Annotated in this window: 17 protein-coding genes; 10 read left to right on the forward strand and 7 right to left on the reverse strand. The window is 55.6% G+C overall.

Going from position 1 to position 19,509, the window contains the following annotated elements; translation table 11 throughout:
• The first annotated feature begins 188 nt into the window (after window positions 1–188).
• The 8 genes from rpmH (at window position 189) to SFC07_RS06245 (ending at window position 5,810) form a co-directional block, all read left to right on the forward strand.
• Entirely contained in the window at window positions 189–332 is a 144-nt protein-coding gene (rpmH, locus tag SFC07_RS06210) for a 50S ribosomal protein L34 (protein WP_003855320.1), read from the forward strand.
• 29 nt (window positions 333–361) lie between these two features.
• Window positions 362–769 carry a ribonuclease P protein component gene (gene rnpA, locus SFC07_RS06215; RefSeq protein ID WP_411207357.1) on the forward strand — a complete coding sequence of 136 codons (408 nt, stop codon included), beginning with the start codon at window positions 362–364 and terminating at the stop codon, window positions 767–769.
• Window positions 744–1,049 carry a membrane protein insertion efficiency factor YidD gene (gene yidD, locus SFC07_RS06220; RefSeq protein ID WP_411207358.1) on the forward strand — a complete coding sequence of 102 codons (306 nt, stop codon included), beginning with the start codon at window positions 744–746 and terminating at the stop codon, window positions 1,047–1,049. Before rnpA ends, yidD begins: the two co-directional genes overlap by 26 nt.
• Before the next feature lie 98 nt (window positions 1,050–1,147).
• Window positions 1,148–2,101 carry a membrane protein insertase YidC gene (gene yidC / locus SFC07_RS06225; RefSeq protein ID WP_411207359.1) on the forward strand — a complete coding sequence of 318 codons (954 nt, stop codon included), beginning with the start codon at window positions 1,148–1,150 and terminating at the stop codon, window positions 2,099–2,101.
• A gap of 159 nt (window positions 2,102–2,260) precedes the next feature.
• Entirely contained in the window at window positions 2,261–2,890 is a 630-nt protein-coding gene (gene rsmG / locus SFC07_RS06230; protein ID WP_411207360.1) for a 16S rRNA (guanine(527)-N(7))-methyltransferase RsmG, read from the forward strand.
• A gap of 105 nt (window positions 2,891–2,995) precedes the next feature.
• Window positions 2,996–3,919, forward strand: a complete 924-nt coding sequence (locus SFC07_RS06235; RefSeq protein ID WP_411207361.1) for a ParA family protein — start codon at window positions 2,996–2,998, stop codon at window positions 3,917–3,919.
• 60 nt (window positions 3,920–3,979) lie between these two features.
• Window positions 3,980–5,158, forward strand: a complete 1,179-nt coding sequence (locus SFC07_RS06240) for a ParB/RepB/Spo0J family partition protein (RefSeq protein WP_411207362.1) — start codon at window positions 3,980–3,982, stop codon at window positions 5,156–5,158.
• Window positions 5,159–5,174: 16 nt separating this feature from the next.
• A complete protein-coding gene (locus SFC07_RS06245; protein ID WP_411207483.1) occupies window positions 5,175–5,810 on the forward strand; it encodes a hypothetical protein in 636 nt (211 codons plus the stop codon).
• 38 nt (window positions 5,811–5,848) lie between these two features.
• Here the strand turns inward: SFC07_RS06245 and SFC07_RS06250 are convergent, their stop codons facing one another.
• From SFC07_RS06250 to SFC07_RS06280, 7 genes are all read right to left on the reverse strand, one after another.
• On the reverse strand, window positions 5,849–7,039 hold the full coding sequence (locus tag SFC07_RS06250) for an N-acetylmuramoyl-L-alanine amidase (RefSeq protein WP_411207363.1): 1,191 nt from the start codon (window positions 7,037–7,039) through the stop codon (window positions 5,849–5,851).
• Window positions 7,040–7,142: 103 nt separating this feature from the next.
• A complete protein-coding gene (gene trxA / locus SFC07_RS06255) occupies window positions 7,143–7,466 on the reverse strand; it encodes a thioredoxin (protein ID WP_411207364.1) in 324 nt (107 codons plus the stop codon).
• A 178-nt stretch (window positions 7,467–7,644) separates the two neighbouring features.
• On the reverse strand, window positions 7,645–8,598 hold the full coding sequence (gene trxB, locus SFC07_RS06260; RefSeq protein WP_411207365.1) for a thioredoxin-disulfide reductase: 954 nt from the start codon (window positions 8,596–8,598) through the stop codon (window positions 7,645–7,647).
• Between the two features lie 181 nt (window positions 8,599–8,779).
• Window positions 8,780–9,382: a sigma-70 family RNA polymerase sigma factor gene (locus SFC07_RS06265; RefSeq protein ID WP_411207366.1), complete on the reverse strand. Its 603-nt coding sequence runs from the start codon at window positions 9,380–9,382 to the stop codon at window positions 8,780–8,782.
• A gap of 345 nt (window positions 9,383–9,727) precedes the next feature.
• Window positions 9,728–13,156, reverse strand: a complete 3,429-nt coding sequence (gene murJ, locus SFC07_RS06270; RefSeq protein WP_411207367.1) for a murein biosynthesis integral membrane protein MurJ — start codon at window positions 13,154–13,156, stop codon at window positions 9,728–9,730.
• 71 nt (window positions 13,157–13,227) lie between these two features.
• Complete coding sequence (locus SFC07_RS06275; protein WP_411207368.1) at window positions 13,228–15,792, reverse strand: hypothetical protein; 2,565 nt, start codon at window positions 15,790–15,792, stop codon at window positions 13,228–13,230.
• Window positions 15,793–15,845: 53 nt separating this feature from the next.
• Window positions 15,846–16,907: an NUDIX hydrolase gene (locus SFC07_RS06280; RefSeq protein WP_411207369.1), complete on the reverse strand. Its 1,062-nt coding sequence runs from the start codon at window positions 16,905–16,907 to the stop codon at window positions 15,846–15,848.
• 516 nt (window positions 16,908–17,423) lie between these two features.
• Here SFC07_RS06280 and SFC07_RS06285 point away from each other — a divergent pair.
• Both SFC07_RS06285 and SFC07_RS06290 read left to right on the forward strand, forming a co-directional pair.
• The gene (locus SFC07_RS06285) at window positions 17,424–18,911 is read left to right on the forward strand and encodes a CCA tRNA nucleotidyltransferase (RefSeq protein WP_411207370.1); all 1,488 of its coding nucleotides are present in this window, start codon (window positions 17,424–17,426) and stop codon (window positions 18,909–18,911) included.
• On the forward strand, window positions 18,904–19,509 hold the full coding sequence (locus tag SFC07_RS06290) for a YqgE/AlgH family protein (RefSeq protein ID WP_411207371.1): 606 nt from the start codon (window positions 18,904–18,906) through the stop codon (window positions 19,507–19,509). Before SFC07_RS06285 ends, SFC07_RS06290 begins: the two co-directional genes overlap by 8 nt.

The raw sequence follows: 19,509 nt of genomic DNA on the forward strand, positions 1-19,509 counted from the left end.
CAGCACTTCACCTGGAGTGCAGCGGCGGGTTCAACCATGAAACCGCATCTCATTTAATAAATCATCCAACGTTGGGTGATCGTTCCCCGGAATCGGGCTGCATCGAGACTATTTCAACCGGTCTTTGTCAATGTCGTCCAAACGGTGTGTCCGGTGATCTGACAACAAAATATTTAGGAGTGTTTAACGTGGCAAAGGGAAAGCGGACGTTCCAGCCGAACAACCGTCGTCGTGCACGTGTTCACGGCTTCCGTCTTCGTATGCGTACCCGTGCAGGTCGTGCAATTGTTGCTGCACGTCGCCGTAAGGGTCGCGCAAAGCTGACCGCGTAATCGCGTCACCACTTTAAGGTGTCAGCACAGTGCTTCCAGCGCAACATAAACTGAACTCATCCCTGCAATTTCGCACGGTTTTGAGAAAAGGTCGTCGTGCAGGAAGCAAAACTGTCGTGGTACACCTGTGGGATAGTGCCGAGTCGCTGGATCCTACCGAAAATCAAGGCAATGTAGCCGCTTTTGGTGGACCTCGATTCGGCCTTATTGTTTCTAAAGCCGTCGGAAATGCAGTGATTCGTCACCGCACTGCCCGGCGGCTTCGGCATGTCTGCGCACAGATCGTGGCCGAAAATCCAGAGCTGCTCTCCCCCACTCACCACATCGTGATTCGGGCGTTGGCAGCATCTGGGCAGGCATCTTCTGCGGACCTGTACCGCGACATCAGCTACGGTTTAGGAAAAGCTCAACGTGTGCGCCCACACAGCAAGCAGTGATCAGCAACCGGTGATTCCAGCACCGCAGGGAGTGCCCGCAAAGGCGGCTGCCTCTGCAATTGCCTTCTACCAAAAGTACCTTTCGGGACTTAAGATGGGTTCGACCTGTCGTTTTGATCCCGTGTGCAGCACCTATGCTTTACATGCGGTGTCTATTCACGGGGCACTTAAAGGAACTATTCTCGCCAGCGCTCGGTTAGCTAAATGTGGCCCTTGGCATCCTGGAGGATATGATCCAGTGCCCAAGCGCGGCTATTGGTCCACCGAAACCGTGGTCTAAAAACCATAAACATGGCTATTTTTCGCAGGTGGAAGCTTAAGAAACTCAGCCACATAAGTACATAGTCCCCATTAACAATCGAGGAGTATCGACTCACAGTGCTCAATTTCATCTATTGGCCGATTTCGGCCATCCTGTGGTTCTGGCATAAGGCGTTTAGCCTTGTGCTGAGCCCGGATGCCGGGCTCACATGGGCCCTGTCGATCATGTTCTTGACCTTCACCGTTCGTTTGGTGCTGGTCAAGCCTATGGTCAACACCATGCGCTCCCAGCGCAAGATGCAAGACATGGCTCCAAAAATGCAGGCCATTCGCGAAAAGTACAAAAATGACCAGCAGAAGATGATGGAGGAAACCCGCAAGCTCCAAAAGGAGATGGGTGTTAACCCCATTGCGGGCTGTCTGCCGATGCTGGTGCAGATCCCAGTGTTCATTGGTCTGTTCCACGTGCTGCGTTCCTTCAACCGCACCGGCGAAGGTGTCGGCCAGCTGGGCATGACCGTGGAGCAAAACGCCAACACCCCGAACTACATCTTCGGTGTGTCTGAGGTGCAGTCCTTCCTTAAGGCTGACCTCTTCGGTGCGCCACTGTCGGCATATATCACCATGCCAACGGAAGCTTTCGACGCTTTCTTGGGCACCGATGCCTCCCGTTTTAACACCGCACTGGTCGCTGCCCCAATGATTCTTATCATCGTGGTTGCAACTCACATGAACGCTCGTTTGTCTGTGAACCGCCAGGAAGCTCGCAAGGCAGCCGGCAAGCAGCAGGCACCTGCAAATGACCAGATGGCAATGCAGATGCAGATGATGAACAAGATGATGCTGTGGTTCATGCCAGCCACCATTTTGTTCACCGGCTTCATCTGGACCATTGGTTTGCTCGTCTACATGATGGCCAACAACGTCTGGACCTTCTTCCAGCAGCGTTATATCTTCGGCAAGATGGACGCCGAGGAAGAAGCTGAGGAAGAAGCAAAGCGCGAAGCTAAGCGCACCACCGCTCCTAAGCCTGGCGCCAAGCCAGTTAATCCAAAGAAGCGCAAGAAATAAGTTCGCTCTCAAAAACTGGCCGTCAACCTTAAACCTAAGGTTGGCGGCCAGCTTTTTGCATTGTAGACACCCTTTAAGACACCGGCACTAAGTCTTAAGCCCGGTTGTCGTTATAGTTGTAGGTTGTACCGCTAGCACTCTTTAAGGAGAGCCTTTTCCATGACAACGCCACCAGCAGCCGCTGAACTTTTTGGGGACAACCTCGACAAGGCAATTGCTTATCACGAATCACTTGCTAGCGACGGATCCATCCGCGGCTTTATCGGTCCACGTGAAGTTCCTCGTCTCTGGGACCGTCATATTCTCAACTGCGGTGTCATCGGAGAAGCCATGGATGAGGGCATTAGCGTAGCTGATATTGGATCAGGTGCTGGACTTCCAGGCATTCCCCTGGCCATAGCCCGCCCCGACCTAAAAATCACGCTCATTGAACCTCTGCTCAAGCGCTCGGTATACCTCAACGAGGTCAAAGAAGCCCTGGGTTTGGATAATGTCACCGTGATCCGCGGACGCGCGGAGGAAAAAGCAGTGCGTAAGCAAGTGGGCTTAGTCGATGTGGTGACTTCTCGTGCGGTCGCACCCTTGGGAAAGCTGGCTGGATGGTCTTTGCCGCTGACCAAAATCGGCGGACGCATGATTGCCATGAAGGGCTCCAGTGTGGCGGAAGAAATTGAACGTGACGCCAAGGAAATTCGTAAAGCTGGCGGCGCAGATGTGGCAGTCTTTGAGGTGGGAGCAGCACTTTTGAGCGAGCCCACCACCTTAATTTCAATTCGTCGAGAAAAGTAAAATTTTCACACACTCACAGTTTCACTAACTGTGGTGGAATGGATAAGGCTTTAAGCATTAATGTGGATGTAATTCCACAAGGAGATAAAGGGATGGAAAACGTCGATGGATGACAATACCTGGGAAGACACACCAATTGCTGCGGCAGCTCGTCGCGCAGCGCAGGTGATGACCCCCAATTCCCTGAGCTTGCCAAAGCCTAAGGAACCCCGGTTGATCACCATTGCCAACCAAAAAGGCGGAGTGGGTAAAACCACCTCCACCGTGAACTTGGCAGCGTCATTGGCTATTCACGGCCTAAAAGTGCTGGTTGTTGATCTTGATCCGCAGGGCAATGCCTCCACCGCACTAGGTGTGGAGCACCGCTCTGGCACCCTTTCAAGCTATGAACTGCTCATTGGTGAATGCACTGCTGAGGAAGCAATGCAGCCATCCACCGCCAATGAAAATCTCTTCTGCATTCCTGCCACCCTGGACCTTGCCGGTGCGGAAATTGAATTGGTAAGTCTTGTGCGCCGTGAGTACCGCCTGGCAGATGCTTTGGGTCGCGAATTTGTGGAACGCCACGGTTTTGACTACCTCATTATTGACTGCCCACCTTCACTTGGTCTGCTCACTATTAATGCGATGACCGCGGTGAATGAGGTGCTCATTCCGATTCAGTGTGAGTACTACGCCCTGGAAGGTGTGGGCCAGCTGCTAAACAACATCACCATGTTGCGCCAGCACCTCAACCGTGAGCTGCATATTTCGGCCATTTTGTTGACCATGTATGATGCGCGTACCAACCTGGCGGAGCAGGTCGCCACCGAGGTAAATAGCCACTTCGGTGAGGTAGTGCTTAAGAATAAGATTCCGCGCTCCGTGAAGGTTTCGGAAGCCCCAGGTTATGGTCAGACAGTTATTGAATATGATCCAGGCTCCCGTGGAGCAATGGCTTATTTGGATGCTGCGAAGGAGCTTGCACTGCGTGGAGATTTCCAGCCCAGTGCCGAATCTGGTCCGATCGGCGTAAAACCTGCCAAATAGCAGTAAACTTCTTTAGATACGAAAAATCATCATGCTGTACGAAAGGTGCGTCTAAGAGCGATGGCCCAGAACAAGGGTTCCGACAAGTCCCAGGCGGAAAAGCGTAAGGGCGGTCTGGGGCGCGGTCTGGCCGCACTTATTCCCTCAGGCCCGAGCAACTCCCCCGGCCTTGGTGGCGGAGCGGCTGACATTATCATCGGTGGCACTGTAGGTGCCCGCCGTACTGCGGAGCAGGCCAAAAAGCCGAACCCGCTGATCCCGACTGCGACCCCAAGCGCAACACCAAAGCCAGCAACTCCGGCGACCCCGGAGTCCCCGCAGACCCCGGCGCCAACCTCGGAAAGCAAACCAGAAGCTAAGGCAGAAGCACCTGCCACCCGCGCACCTGAAACAACCCCAGCGGAGGCCCGGGAGCCGCAGCGGGAGGCGTCGACAAGCGAATTTGGTGCCACCTATCTCGAGATCCCCATTGATCAGATTCGCCCCAATCCACAGCAGCCAAGGGTCGAATTTGATCCGCAGGCGCTGGATGAGCTGGTGCATTCCATCAGTGAATTTGGTCTTATGCAGCCAATTGTGGTGCGTAAGGCGGCTGAGGGCTATGAGCTCATCATGGGTGAACGCCGTTGGCGTGCATCCAAACGCGCTGGTCTAGACGTTATTCCTGCCATTGTGCGGGAAACTGAAGATGGCGCCATGCTGCGCGATGCGCTGCTGGAAAATATCCACAGGGTACAACTTAATCCTTTGGAAGAAGCCGCTGCCTACCAGCAGCTGCTCGAGGAATTTGGCGTAACACAGGCAGAATTGGCCGATAAGCTGGGCCGTTCCCGTCCGGTGATCACCAATATGATTCGTCTTTTGGGCTTGCCCCTCAATGTCCAGACCAAGGTTGCTGCCGGTGTCCTTTCTGCAGGTCATGCGCGTGCGCTGCTGGGCTTGAAGGCCGGCGAGCAGGCGCAGGATGAGCTGGCCACCCGCATCATTGCAGAGGGTCTGTCCGTGCGCGCCACCGAGGAAATTGTGCTCCTGCACAACCGCGGTGACCAGGAGGAACAGAAGAATCCACGCGTAAAAACTCCGACGCCTGAGGTATTTACCCGCGCGGCGGAATCGCTGGCCGATAATCTGGACACCAAGGTGTCTGTGATGATGGGTAAGCGCAAGGGCAAGCTTGTGGTGGAATTTGGGGATAAGGATGACTTTGAGCGCATCATGTCCCTTATCCAGGGACAATAATCTGCGAGCGAGCTAAATTATGCACGCTGCCCTCTTCCCCCTCACTCAAGAACATCTTGAGGTGGTGCATCCCCAGGCCCGGAAATCGGTGTTCTGGGAGTTTGCGCCTGCGACCGTCGCCAAAACCGACGCCGCCTTCGAAAAAGAGGCCTGGCTGTCCAGCACCCTCCTCGAAGAAGGCATCTGCGGTTATAACATCGGCTACCGCAACGGCACCGCGGCGATCGCCACCACCATCTTCTGCGACCGCAGCTCCGCACCAGGCGCCGCGGCCCTGCCCACCGCCCCCATTTCTGAGGACGCTGCCATCATTAGCAGCCTCTTTATCGACGAGGTCTTTCGTGGCGTGGGCATGGAAGCAGCGCTTCTCGACGCGGCCCTCATGGAGCTTATTAAGCGGGACTACCCCGCCGTCGAGGCTTTTGGGTTGCGCGCTGACGCGCCCCTGCCAGAAGCTGGCCCTTTAAGAAAAATTGTGAAAAAGCGCGCCAAAATTGGCCTCATTGATTTTGAGGCTCTGCGTTCTGCTGGTTTTGAGGTGGTTGCCGATCACCCTGTGCTGCCGCGTCTGCGTATGGAGTTGCCACCGGCAAATAGGTTATTGAGCGCTAAAGCAGCTGATACTTTGCTCGCCGAGATGTACGCCATCTAAAAAACCCAGCACCAAAAGGTGCTGGGTTTTAAATGAGCTTAAGAAGCGTTTTCGGACTTCAGTAGCTCGCTGAACTTAAAGGAGCCGGTCTTTGGCTGCTCGGCCTCATCAAGGAGGTAGAGGCGCTTCACAGCCACCACAATGGCCTCTGCGATACGATCACGCATCTTAGGGTCAGTAAGCACCGCCAGATCACCAGGATTGGTGAGGTAGCCGGTGACGATCTCCACCATGGGCATGCGGGTGAGGCGCAGCAGCTCCCAGGTGCGGGCATGGCTACCACAGTTGGTGAGCGGGGTACGAGCCACGATCTCCTTTTGCACATAGCCGGAAAGTGTTTCACCGGTAAGTGAGTTGGTGCCATTTTCCGAACCAAAATAGAAGCTGGCGACGCCATTGGCTTTTTCATTTGGATAGGAATCGCATTTGAGGCTGAGCATAAGATCAGCGCCAAAGGCATTGGCAATGGAGGCGCGGTCACGGCTGCTGGGATCATCCATATGCGGACGCGAGAGGATGGTTTCCATGCCCGCTGCGATCATGCGGCCTTCGAGGCGGGTGGCCAAATCCCAGAGGATTTCCGACTCTGAGATTTCGCCATATGGTCCCTTAACGATCTGCCCCTTATTAGCGCCGCCGAGGGCAGGATCAATCACCACACGCTTGCCAGCAAGGCGTGGACCAGCGCTGCGCATTCGTTCACGCTCGCGGATTGCCTGGGCGGAGCCGCCCTTAATGCGCAGACCCAAACGAGACAGCGCCCGGATGGTTTCTGGGCCACAGATGCCATCAGCTTGCATGCCGTAGTTGAGCTGGTAGTTCATCACGGCTTTGTGGGTGATCTCGCCAAAGTGGCCGTCTACCCGGTCGGTATAGAAGCCCAGCTCTTGGAGTTGGGTTTGGATTTCGATGACGTCATCGCCCACCAGCTGATTGCCGGGCTGGTAGGACAAAACGCGGGTACCCAGGGTATAAGAAGCTTCGCGCAGGGTGCGCAGGGTGAGATCGTCAATTAGTCCAGAGGGCACGATTCCGCGAGCCTGCTGGAAAGACTTAATGCTTAGGCTGAGTTCCTCGTCGAAAAGTGTTTCTTCTTCGTGGAATTTGTGGGACTCGGTCTTGGCAGAGACATCCCGGGCATAGCCTTCAATCACGCCAAGGCGTGCGAGCGTAGTGCGAACTTCGGCTACGCGTGGGCTGCGATCGCCAACACTCAGGACGTTTGACACCCTGCTCCTTTCATACTTCTTTGGAAAAAACCCGTGGGTGGTGGGCTTTTGTGAAAACTTCATGTTGGAGTTACTTTCCAACGGAATTAAGACAGATTACCAGTTAGAGGTGCTGTTCTAGTTTTTCCACAATTTCACCCTTGGGGCGCAATCCGACAAACTCATCAACCTTTTGGCCGTTATTAAAAATGAGCACGGAAGGGATGGACATAATCTGGAACATTGCCCCCAGGGTACGTTCTGCATCTACGTCAACGCTAGCAACAACGGCTTTATCTCCGTATTCGCCAGCGATTTCCTCGATGATTGGGCTGAGCTTCTTGCAAGGGCCACACCACTCTGCCCAGAAATCTACAATAACTGGCTTGTCGGAATCAATGACGGTGGACTTAAAAGTCTCTTCGGTTACGGCAACAACGTTGCTCATGGGGTTTCTCCTTTAGTGGTGACAATCAATAATTGGAACAGCCTAAACTATCCCATTAGTCATTGATACACGGTTTCAATTAAGGCTAACTGTGAATTTCTCAGCCAGGCCTTAAGAATGGCAACGAAATGGCCACAGGATGGCAACATTTTGCCTCCCTGTGGCCACTGACTCAGGGTTAGCCTAGGGCTGCGAGGTAGTGCTCAGCATCGATTGCAGCGCGACAGCCGGAACCAGCAGCAGTAATAGCCTGCTGGTAGTGGCTGTCAACGAGGTCGCCAGCAGCAAAAACGCCAGGCAGGTTGGTGCGGGTGGAAGGCTCTTCAACCAGCACGTAGTTAGCAGGATCCAGGTCAACCTGGCCCTTGAGCATTTCAGAACGTGGATCGTGGCCAATTGCTACGAACATAGCAGTGACATCAAGAACAGATTCCTCGCCAGTGACGGTGTCCTTGAGCTTCAGGCCACTAACCTTGCCGGAGCCCTCAATAACCTCTTGGACGGCCTTGTTGGTAACAAAACGGATCTTCTCGTTTTGCTGTGCACGCTCAAGCATGATGGCGCTGGCGCGGAACTCTTCGCGACGGTGCACGATGGTGACGCTGCGGGCGAACTTGGTCAGGAAGGTAGCTTCCTCCATTGCGGAGTCGCCACCGCCGATGACGGCGATATCCTGATCGCGGAAGAAGAAACCATCGCAGGTAGCGCAGGCGGAAACGCCACGGCCCAGCAATTCCTGCTCGCCCTGGATGCCCAGGTAACGAGGAGCAGAACCCATGGCCAAGATGACGGCACGAGCCTGGAATTCCTCATCGCCCACCCAGAACTTCTTGATGTCACCGGTAAGGTCTACGCGGTCCACCAGTTCCATGTGCATATCGGTGCCAAAGCGCTCGGCCTGGGCGCGCATATTTTCCATGAGCTCTGGGCCCATGATGCCGTTTTCAAAGCCGGGGAAGTTTTCAACCTCGGTGGTGGTCATAAGAGAGCCGCCGAATTCATAACCCTCAAACATGATGGGCTTGAGGTCAGCGCGGGCGGCGTATACAGCTGCGGTGTAGCCAGCTGGACCGGAGCCAATGATGGCGACATCGTGAATGGTGGGGGTTGCTGCGGATTGTTCTTCAGACATTGATTTCCTAATTCCCTCTTTGTGCATTTCGCTAGTGCAGGTTCTCTGCACCACTCACCATAAATTCTAGGTGCTTCAATCAAACCACCCTATTTGTGGAGTTGTCTTGATCAACGCTATGACGGGTCAAAATGGTTCCCAGTGGACTAAATCTCACAGGCTGGGCATGGTGTTTGCTATCTCACACCTGGGTTTCCCGCCCTCCGAAAAAATCGGCATGCAGCAGTTCCCGCAGTATTTTGCGAGCCCTGCCCCGGCGCGATTTAATGGTTCCCACTTTAACGCCCTCAATTTCGGCGACCTCCTCAATGCTATAGCCTCCGAGGTCGACCATAATGAGCGCGATTCTTTGATCTGGATGCAAGGTATCAATGGCTTGGCGGATGCTTAAAGCAACATCGAGGTAGCCCAGGGGATCAATGGCTAAGCGTGGATCATCATCAAGGTTGGCGGTGGGTTCATCGAGTACTGCCATTTCACATTGGCTGCGGTGTTTGGCCCAATCCCATCCAGAATTAAGAACAACTTTATGCAGCCACGTTCCCAGTGCTGCCTCGGCGCGGAAGTGGTGCATATTGTGGCTGGCTCTAAGAAGAGCTTCCTGCAAAATATCTTGGGTGTCTTCGGGTTTGCGACCATATCTTTGGGCTGCATGCAGCATATGGCGTTGATGTCTTTTAACAATGCTGGCAAAGGCGTCGGCATCGCCGGACACAAAATTTCTTACTAGTTGAGCGTCACTAGGTTCGGCTCTGGTAGCTGTCGTTTGCGGTAACTCCGGCATGCTGTCCCCCTGGGCATGCTTTGGGATACGCCCCCGTATCCTTTGTCATTGTCACTGTGGGTTTTAGTATGAGTGTTACTCCCTTAGCTCAAATACCCACCACAGTGGGAGGTGTAGAAGATTACCTACACAACTAAGTGTCTCGCAGTTTTAAGCAACGCTTCATGCAGGCTAAATGGTGCCCTTTCTTGGGGAGTTTTAAGTTGGTCTCAGGAGCTGCTGCAACTAGAGGGCCATGGAGAGTTGCACCCATGAGGGGGTCAATAAACCACCATGAATTACAAAAAACCGGCCACCCAACTTTTATTAAGTCAGGCGGCCGGCCAAAACCGAGCGGGAGGGTATTTACCAGCCCACTACTTCAACCTCGGCAATCTGCGCGGTGGGATCAGCAGTGGAATCGCTGGCGGAATTGTTGTCGGTGACATCATCAACCAGGATCACAAGTGAGTTCACCTCGCCCGGCAGCTTGGTGCCATCTCCAAGGTCGTGGCTGACACTGTCGCCGGTGTAATCCGCCTCGCCGATCGCAATACCTGCAGACAGCGCAGTGGGCTTTGCATCTTGGAAGGCATAGAACTTCACCGTGGAGCTCACACCAGATTCAGCGTCGGTTCCGGCATGGAGAATAATGCGGTCCAAGGTGGCGGGATCATCAAGCTGCACCAAAATGCCGGTACCTCCGGTGGAGGTCCAAGCAGTATCGAAGTCACCATCAACAACCTCGGCTTCGGCATCCCCTGCACCCTCATTCCAATTGAAGGCCTGAGCCACAGGCAAATACACTGGCGGACCAACCGGAGCTGTGGTGGCAGCGCTGGAGCTTTCCACCGTAGCCAAAGGAGATTCCTCATTATTGCTGCCCAAGAAGCTGGTGAGGAAGGCGGTAACCGCAGCGACCATAGACACCAGCAAAATAACTACGAGAGCAATAACAGCCATACCCTTGGTGGAATAATCGGAGGATCCAAAACCTGCGCGCTTCGCGGGCTTTGGTGTCTTTTCCTTCTTCACCACCAACTGGGCAGGTTCTTCAGTGAAGAGTCCACAGGTGCGCATGGCCACTGCCAAGGCGCGGAAGTTATCGGAGGATTCGGCTCCTTCAGCAGTGGTCAAGGTGCGAGCCTGAGCTACCAAATCTTGAACGTCGGAAGGCGCGGTCTTTTCGTCGATAAGCATCTCCACTGCGGCGGCCAAGGAGCGCGCATCGCGGAGGTATGAGGCCTCCGGCAAAATGGCCGGGAAGGCCAAGACGGCAACGCCGTCGGTGTTAATGCGGATGCGGGACTTATTGTCCAGGCCGAGCGCAATGCCGGCGTCGTGGGTGGCACCGGTGGCCTCGGAGAGCTCAGCCAGGGCGTAGGCGGCGGCGCGTGGATCGGCGCCGTCGAGGGCTACTGCGCTGAGGCTGGAACCAGGCACCCAATCGGCCATGATCAAACAACCGTTGCGGTAGGCCTCGGTGCGGATATTGGGCGCAATGGCTGCGCTGTTGAGGTTGGCCAGCTTCTTGGTGCGGCGCTGCACCTCATAGGCAATGCCGGCGGCAGCTGCTGGGGAGAGCGCAGCAAAAGGTGCGTTGCCGGAGGTATCAACAAAGACCAGCGCAACTTCCTTGCCGGTGGCAATCTCGCGGGCCTGCCAGAAACGTGCACCCTGGACACCACCGTGATCGGCCAGCAGGCGGAAGCGGCCGTCGGACACCGGCGCGCCGGGCACCAGGCGGGGGCCGCGCACAATACCGGCGGACATTGGTGGTGGCACTGGGGTGGCGGCGAACTCGCTGGAGGCGGCCAGCTGGGTGGAGAAGTCTTGTTCTGATACCTCGCCCACATCCAGGGACATCTGTGCGTTGGGGCGAATGAAGCGGTGCATACCTGGGATGCGGGTAAGCGCCTGGCCGAGGTTTTGCACCTCTGGCAGACCGGAGCGCGAAAGTCCCAAGCCGGTGACAATGAGGAAGGCTACACCGAGCACACCGAGGAAAATCAGGTAACCAATAGAGCCCAAGGTGCCAAGCAGGAAGTCACCCATAATGGCTTGGATGATCCAGCTAAGAATCCACGCCACGGCAGCGCCAGCTAGTGAAGCGCCCAGCGCCCAGAGGGAGGTTTTAGCCAGGGAACGCATGCCCAAAAGACCCAGCTTCTTGCGCAGCAAATAAGCACCGATAACGGCACCGGTAATAAAGCTGAAGCCATTGGCCGCACCCAACAAAACCACCACGCGCTCTGGCGAGCTGGAGAGCACCGGTGCCAGCAAAGAGAGCACCACCTTGGTGGCGGTAATGCCGGCGATAATAAAGGTTGGGGTCCATACTTCCTCGCGGGCATAAAACACGCGCAGGTGCAGCAGTACCAAGGAATAAGGGATCAAAGTAAAGGCGGAGAAGCTCAACGTCCAGCCGAGGATATTGGCGGCATTGGAATCAAATTGGCCATAGGCAAAAAGCGCATTGGCAATCGGCACACCAAAGGTGGTGAAGAAAACCACGATCGGAATCAGCGCAATAAAGGTGAGCTTGGATCCCAGTTTGAGATCATCCACCACTGCCCTATCGTCACCTTCAGCGGCATTGCGGGAGAGGCGCGGCATGATCGCGGTGAGCAAGGTGACGCCAATAATTCCATAAGGAACCTGCAGCAGCATCCAGTGCTGTTGGTAAATAAACGGCGCTGCGTCATCTGCAATGGAGGCGATGCGGGTGGTGATCACATAGCCAAATTGGGAAATACCCACATAGACGATAATCGCTAAGGCCATGCCGCCAAATTGCTTAAGACGTGCATCAATGCCCCATAGTGGGCGCATATCGATCCCGGCGTGACGCAGATAAGGAAGCATAATCAGACACTGCGCCACAATGCCCAAGGTGGTGCCAATACCCAGGAACATAATCTGCGGATCAAAAATGCTCACATGCTGATGTGGGTGCATACGTGCAGGCCAGAGCATATAAACGCCAAGCACCACCAGGGTGATTACGTTGTTAATAACCGGCGCCCAGGCGCCTGGCTTAAAGATCTCACGGGTGTTGAGCACCGCCATGAACAGGGCAAAGAGGCCATAGAAGAAAATCTGGGGCAGCAGCCAATAGGCAAATGCCGTGGACATCACCACATTGACCTGGCCCTCGGAGGAGAGCATCATGCGGGTCAGCAGTGGTGCACCAATAATCGATAAAATGGTCACACCACCAAGCAGCGTGACCGAGAGTGTCAGCAAACGCCGGAAGAATCCGGAACCGCCATCGGCGTCCTCTTTTTCCGCGCGCGTGAGCACCGGAATAACCAAGGAGGTCAGCACCGCACCGAGCACAATTTCAGTGATCAGGTTGGGTAGCGTATTGGCCGTATTAAAGGCCGAAGCGATGGCCGGCGACAGCGCCGCACCAATCATGACGGTGCGGATAAACCCGGTGATACGGCTGAGCAAAGTGGCCAGCGCCATCGATCCGGTGGAGCGCACCACATCGTGATCGCTGGTGGATGTTTCCGGGGCGGCCTCTGCTGTGGCCACCGTCTGCTTGGGGGACGTCTGCTTGGCTGCCGGAGCAGCCTGGGCCGCGGGGGCTTCTGGCGCCGCTGGAGCCGAAGGGGCCGGGGTTGCCGTGGCAGTCGGCGCGGGCGAGCTTTTAAGCTTGGAGCGATCCCCGGCGGTAACCGTCGGGGATTTTTTACGCGCCTCCGGCACAGGGGACGGAGGCGTAGGAGGAACAATGCGGGATCGTAGACCCACTTGTTGCTCAGGTTGGTGCGCGTTGGCAGAACTCACTGGTGACCATTCGTGTACATGTGTCCCACTTTGGGCGGAGCACGGCGAATAAGACTATTAGAACGGATACGTTAGCGCGCGCCGGGCGGTTTCGGCGACCCCGACCCGTCATCAGCGCGGCCGCTGCGGCTATGCGCGGATGCTTGTCGACGCCTCCCTGCGCGCACCTTAGGCTGTGCGGTGGGTGCAGCGTCTTTTAAGCGCGCCGCTTTTTTCTTCGAAAAAAAGCGGAATAACACTAACCCGCCGAGCAGGGCAATACCCGCGGCCACCACCATCATGGTGCCGGTGACATTGGGACGCGGCTGTACGGAAATTTCTACTGGCTCGCTGATGGTGGCGCCATCTGGCGAAGCCAACCACAGTGTGAGATCGGTGCGCTCACTATCATCTGGCAGATCAGCTGTCATCTGCAGAGTGATTGAGCCCAATGCTGGAATGCGTACTACTCCGGGCGTATTAATCTGCGCATTGTCTGGACCCGAGTAGAGAATCTGGGTTTCAGTAGGCAGCGGCAAACCATTTTGGGCCACAATAATCAGCGGCGAGGAATCCGAGGTGCGGGTGTAGACGTTGCCCGGTGGCAACAACGCTACCGAGCTGCGCAATTGCTGCAAGGTATCGCGATTGTCATTAAGAACGGTATCTGATTCCGCGGTGGCTGCCGAGTGCTTCGCAAAAGAGCGACGATCAATCAGGCTTAGCGCGCGCAAAAGATCCTGGCGCAGCGGTGCCGTAAAACCATAACGGGTAAGCACAATGCCGGGATCATTAAACATAATGCCGGTGAGGTCATCAATATAGGCAGCCTGTTGGGAAGCGCGCAGCACCTCAGACTCAGTTGGCGATGCAGGATCTGCATAAGGTGCACCGAAGGAGGTTTCATCAGGAAGGCCATCGGTGGTGATAGCTGCTTCTAGATCACTGAGCTGGGAACTATTGGCCGTGACATATTGCTGCAGGGAAAACACACTTGCTTCACCCTTAGCCAAAAGATCCGCGGTGGTCTGCAGCAGCATCTCACCATCCTGGGCATCCAAGGTGGCAGAAGGAATTACCAAAACAGGGGTTTCAGGATCGGAGTTTGCTACTGCCAGGCGCAGGGAGGCTTGGCCACTGAGGTTGCGTGCAGCTGCCGAATCCAGGGAGTAATCATAACGGGAATCCGGATTGGAATAACCCACCGTTTCAGGATTTTCACCCAAGGTAGCCAAGGTTGCAGATAGTGAACCCTGATAGGTCACCGCAGTAATTGCAGTGGCCAGCGCATGGAAACGATCAGCACTGGGAGTACGCCAGACGGTGTTGTCAGAAACCAATACCGAGACTGGTGACGTAGGCGTTGGTGCGGCAACATCGCCGGGAGTTGGTTTGGGACTATCCAAAGCGCTCTTATCGGAATGCGCCAAAATTTCCGCGCTACCGCTTTGAATCTCCCAGGCTTCCTCCGGGGTGCGATCAGCAGCAGAGGCGTCGGCCCAACCTAGATCTTCGGCAGCATTAGGGCTGATATAGCCACTGCCTGGAATCACCACATTGGTCTCCGGGGTGACGCCCAAAATATCTTCGATGGTGGTGCTGCCACGTTGAATCGCCTCGCGCATGAGCCACTGATTATTGGTTTGGCTCACTGCATCCAAATCGGCATCAGCCCAAGGCAAGGCCACAGTGCAATGATCGGCGGCAGCAGTGCGCAGCTTTTCGAGGAAGGCAGCAGCATCAGCAGTGCCCGCGCCGGGCACACCGGTATTGGGCTGATTATCAGCAGTCCACAAATCGCGTAGACGCTGGCTTTGGCGCACGGTACTCACGCGATTTTCAGCGACGGTATAGCCCTGCGTCATGCGATCAATCACGTCCAGTAATTGGGGGTCGATAGCGAGACAGGTGGTGTCGCGTACTTCTTCGGAGGATTGCAGGTAGGCGTCGAGAAGCGCACTTAAACGGCCTTCGGCCGTCAACTCGCCCGCCAACTCATCCGAACTGACCAGCAGGGGCGAGTCTTCGGGCGCGGTGCCGGTTTCGCCGCCGAGGACGTGGGTCTGCGCGCTGAGCGGGTAAATCACGGTGGTCGGTGTGGAGTCTTCGGTGCCCTCGGTGGAGAGGACCGGGAGGAGGAAACGCTGGGAATCCATATATTTTGCGACGCCGTCGAGCTGGCCGGAGAGAATCACGCTCACGGGATAGGTGCCGGCCTGGCTGATGGTGAGGCTGTCGGTGGGGATTTCCACCTCGGTTTCCAGCGACTCCCCCGGCTCCAGAGTCTGATCGAGGGTGAGGTTGGGGCCGTAATAAGGGTAATTATCGCTGGTTGCGGCCACGCGTGCGGAGGCGACATCGGTGGAGGCTTCCTGGCGCTGCACCGACAAGGTGATGTCTGTGAGCTCGGTGTCCGTTTTATTTGTCACCTTCAACTTCGCCGTGAAGGTCTCCCCGACGTTGACGCTGAGCTTATCTGCGGGCATCTCAAAATCGAGGATCTCGACGTTAACATCAGTGACCTCATCATTGGCGCGGGCTGCGGGATTGACCCACAACTCGCTGACCACTGGATCCGTGGGTTCTACCGGTAGTGGCAGGGCCTGTGCGGGTGCGCCAAACAATGCACTCGCGCCCAAAATTATGGTAGCAGTCACACTTGAAATGAGGGTTCGTGAACCCTTGGACGCTGCCGCACTATTGAGGCGCCTCACCGCGGCGTAGCCCTTCCCTCCGCCTTTTCCTTACGGGCGAACTCAGGCAAAAGATCATGCGCCATTCGAGCCAGCTTGCGCTCATCGGCAAAAGCCAAATGCTCAATCAACTGGTGCGCAGGGATCCACGCTACCTCTGTGACCTCGGGATCTTCATCATTAAGATCGCCGTCCACAAAGCGGAGGAGATGGTGGTGCACCGTTTTATGAATGCGCTTGCCCTCGGAAACAAACCAATAATCAATCACGCCGAGCTCCGTAAAGACCTCGCCGTGGATACCGGTTTCCTCCCACACTTCGCGTTCCGCGGTGGCGGCTTTGCCCTCGCCTGGTTCCACGTGACCCTTGGGCATCGACCACAGCAGGCGGCCCCGGCGATCGAGACGTCCAATCAGAGCTACATAAACCTTGGAGAGATCTACTTCGCCCTTGTCATTGACAGATTCCGCGAGGCCAGAGACTACTAATCCACCTGCGGACGTTTCATCCGAGGTGACCATGCGAGACTGCTGGCCATCTTGATGCACCCGATTATTGGGGCGGCGACGCTGGGTGGTGGATTTCCGGCGATTACGATCATGTTTGGGCTTATCTTTGGGACCCCTATTTTTGGTGGATTTCTCCTGCTTTGGCTGCTTTTCTTGCTGGGCCGGGGCTTTTTCCTCGGCCTTTTCTGCGCCGGTGCCGGAGGTTGCGCCTGCTAGCTGGGATTTTTGCTCCTGCTGCGGGTTTTTGCGATTCCCACGGCGACGCGAACGACGCCTGCGATTAGGCTTTTGCTCATCATTTCCGCTGATGGCAGTGCCATTTAGGGCTGCCTGATTGGCTTGGTGTGCGTTGGCGTTGCTGGCGTTGGCGCTGTTTGCGTTGGTGCGGGCATTGCTAGGCGCAGCCTTGGTGGCCTTCGCTGCAGCGGGTGCCTGGGATTCTGCACCCTGCTGGCCCTGTTGATTCTGCTGATTCTGTGCTTGATGCTGGCCTGAGGGTCGGCGAGACCGGCGGCGACGCCTTTTTTTAGGCGCCCCGCTGGTGTTCCCCTCGGGCTTCAAGTCACTCATTCAAGCAATCGTATCGCGAGAGTTGCCTATTCGGTATTAATGAACCACCAATTCAAGTGGCTTTACCCCTAAACGCTGGTTTTGGGCGTGCTGCTTGTGGCTGTGAACCGCTGGGTGTAGTACACATGAAGCCTTAAATCGGGCTGTTTGTGTAGGATTCTGCCAATTCCAGGGCCTAAAAACGGCATTGTAGTACACATGAAGCTCAAAAATGAGGTGTTTGTGTGCGCTGCGGTCGCTCCTGAGGCACTCCCGGGTCACTTCGGGGTTGCTCCGGGCTTGCTTAGAGGCAAGCACCCTGCCTGCACCCTGCTGAGCTCCAACTCTGGGTGGGCAGAATCCCGCAAAACCAGCCCCAAAAAGTGGATCCTTGCGGAATTCTGCTCATTTTGGCACCTCGAAAAGAGCAGAATCCCGCAAAAAACGTCGCCGGAGCTGATTTTTTGCGACGCTAGCCCCGCGCCTTGGTACGGAGCGTAGTTTTTGCTGAGCTGCTTACTGGGTAGACTCAGATTCGTGAATTCCCAGGATGCTCAAAACCATGTTCAAGACCCCGGGGCGACTGTAGAAGCAGAAACAGATCGCCTTGCACTCATGGCTCGCGCGCACCAAGCAGTTGGGAACCTGTCAGAGATCCTTACTCCCCTCGCCGCGGCCTTTAATGAGAAGGGTCACTCACTGTATTTAGTGGGTGGCTCTGTCCGCGATGCATTTTTGGGTGAATTAGGCCATGACCTCGACTTCACCACCGATGCCCGGCCTGAGGACACTCGCGATATTTTGGATGCCTATGCCGATGTGGTGTGGGATACCGGCATTGCCTTTGGCACGCTGTCGGCGGAAAAGCATGGTCAGCAAATTGAGATCACCACTTTCCGCTCTGATGTTTATGATGGCAATTCCAGAAATCCAGAGGTCACCTTCGGCGATACGCTAGAAGGCGATCTGATTCGTCGAGACTTCAAAGTTAATGCCATGGCCGTGGAAATCGCTGCAGACGGCGCCCTGACCTTCCATGATCCGGTGGGCGGCTTGGATGATTTGCTTTTGCAGCGCTTGGATACGCCAGCAACTCCGGAGCAATCCTTCAACGACGATCCACTCCGCATGTTGCGAGCTGCACGTTTTGTTTCCCAGCTGGGATTCCAGGTAGCTCCCCGCGTAGTCACTGCCATGACGGATATGGCCAGCCAGATCACTCGCATCACTGCAGAACGCGTGCAGGTGGAGCTGGACAAGATGATTTTGGGTAAGTCCCCAGAATCTGGCATTGACCTCATGGTAGATACCGGCATCGCAGAGATCATTTACCCGGAGATCCCAGCAATGAAGATGACCCAGGATGAGCATATGCAGCACAAAGATGTGTATGCGCACTCCCTGCAGGTTATGCGCCAGGCCATCGACCAGGAAGAATCCCCGGATTTGGTACTGCGCTGGGCGGCGTTGTTGCATGACTGTGGCAAGCCGGATACTCGTGAATTTGGCGAGGATGGCCGGGTGACTTTCCATCAGCATGAGGTGGTGGGCGCCAAGTTGGTACGTCGCCGCATGCGCAAGCTGAAGTACTCAAAGCACATGGTCAGCGATGTAGGACAGCTGGTTTTCCTACACATGCGCTTCCACGGTTTTGGCGAAGGCCAGTGGACTGATTCTGCTGTGCGACGCTACGTGGCTGACGCCGGTGAGCTGCTACCACGTTTGCACAAGCTGGTGCGAGCAGATTGCACCACGCGGAATAAACGCAAGGCAGCGCGTCTCCAAGCAACTTATGATGATTTGGAAGAGCGCATTGCAGATATCGCAGCTCGCGAGGATCTGGCCAAGGTACGCCCGGATCTAGATGGCAATGAGATTATGGAGATTTTGGGAATTCCCGGAGGCCCGCAGGTGGGCAAGGCCTGGAATTTCTTGAAGGAACTGCGTCTCGAGCGCGGACCGCTGGAACGTGAAGAGGCCATTGCTGAACTTAAAGCATGGTGGGAAGGAGAACACAATGAGTGATTTTTATGCCGATAGGCTTTTTAACGCCTTGGAGCGCAATGAGGTCTCCCCTGGCATGTTGTTGGTTTCAGCACCCGATATGGCCTCGGAAGATTTTGAACGCAGTGTCATTTTGGTTATCGAGCATTCGCCCGTGACCACCTTCGGCGTGAATATTGCTTCCCGTTCAGATGTCGCAGTGGCCAATGTGCTGCCAGAATGGGTCGACCTCACTTCCAAGCCACAGGCGCTGTATATCGGCGGACCACTCTCCCAGCAGGCAGTGGTTGGTTTGGGCGTGACTAAGCCGGGCGTTGATATTGAGGCATCGACAAACTTTAATAAGTTGGCTAACCGTCTTGTGCACGTCGATTTGCGCACTGAACCTGAAGCCGTGGCACCGGATCTGGAAGGCATGCGCTTTTTTGCAGGCTATGCTGAGTGGGCTCCGGGCCAGCTCAATGAGGAAATTGAGCAAGGCGATTGGTTTGTAGCTCCCGCGCTCCCATCCGACATTATTGCGCCCGGGCGGGTGGATGTCTGGGGCGATGTGATGCGTCGACAAGCAATGCCTTTGCCTTTATATGCCACCTACCCCTCTGACCCCTCCGACAACTAG

The sequence above is a fragment of the Corynebacterium callunae genome (assembly GCF_046592015.1).
Lineage (GTDB): Bacteria > Actinomycetota > Actinomycetes > Mycobacteriales > Mycobacteriaceae > Corynebacterium > Corynebacterium callunae_A.

What these genes read in the sequence shown, in the direction of transcription:
- rsmG (WP_411207360.1), top strand. Translation starts at nt 2,261, where the DNA reads ATGACAACGCCACCAGCAGCCGCTGAACTTTTTGGGGACAACCTCGAC.
- SFC07_RS06235 (WP_411207361.1), top strand. Translation starts at nt 2,996, where the DNA reads ATGGATGACAATACCTGGGAAGACACACCAATTGCTGCGGCAGCTCGT.
- SFC07_RS06240 (WP_411207362.1), top strand. Translation starts at nt 3,980, where the DNA reads ATGGCCCAGAACAAGGGTTCCGACAAGTCCCAGGCGGAAAAGCGTAAG.
- trxA (WP_411207364.1), bottom strand. Translation starts at nt 7,466, where the DNA reads ATGAGCAACGTTGTTGCCGTAACCGAAGAGACTTTTAAGTCCACCGTC.
- trxB (WP_411207365.1), bottom strand. Translation starts at nt 8,598, where the DNA reads ATGTCTGAAGAACAATCCGCAGCAACCCCCACCATTCACGATGTCGCC.
- SFC07_RS06265 (WP_411207366.1), bottom strand. Translation starts at nt 9,382, where the DNA reads ATGCCGGAGTTACCGCAAACGACAGCTACCAGAGCCGAACCTAGTGAC.
- SFC07_RS06280 (WP_411207369.1), bottom strand. Translation starts at nt 16,907, where the DNA reads ATGAGTGACTTGAAGCCCGAGGGGAACACCAGCGGGGCGCCTAAAAAA.
- SFC07_RS06290 (WP_411207371.1), top strand. Translation starts at nt 18,904, where the DNA reads ATGAGTGATTTTTATGCCGATAGGCTTTTTAACGCCTTGGAGCGCAAT.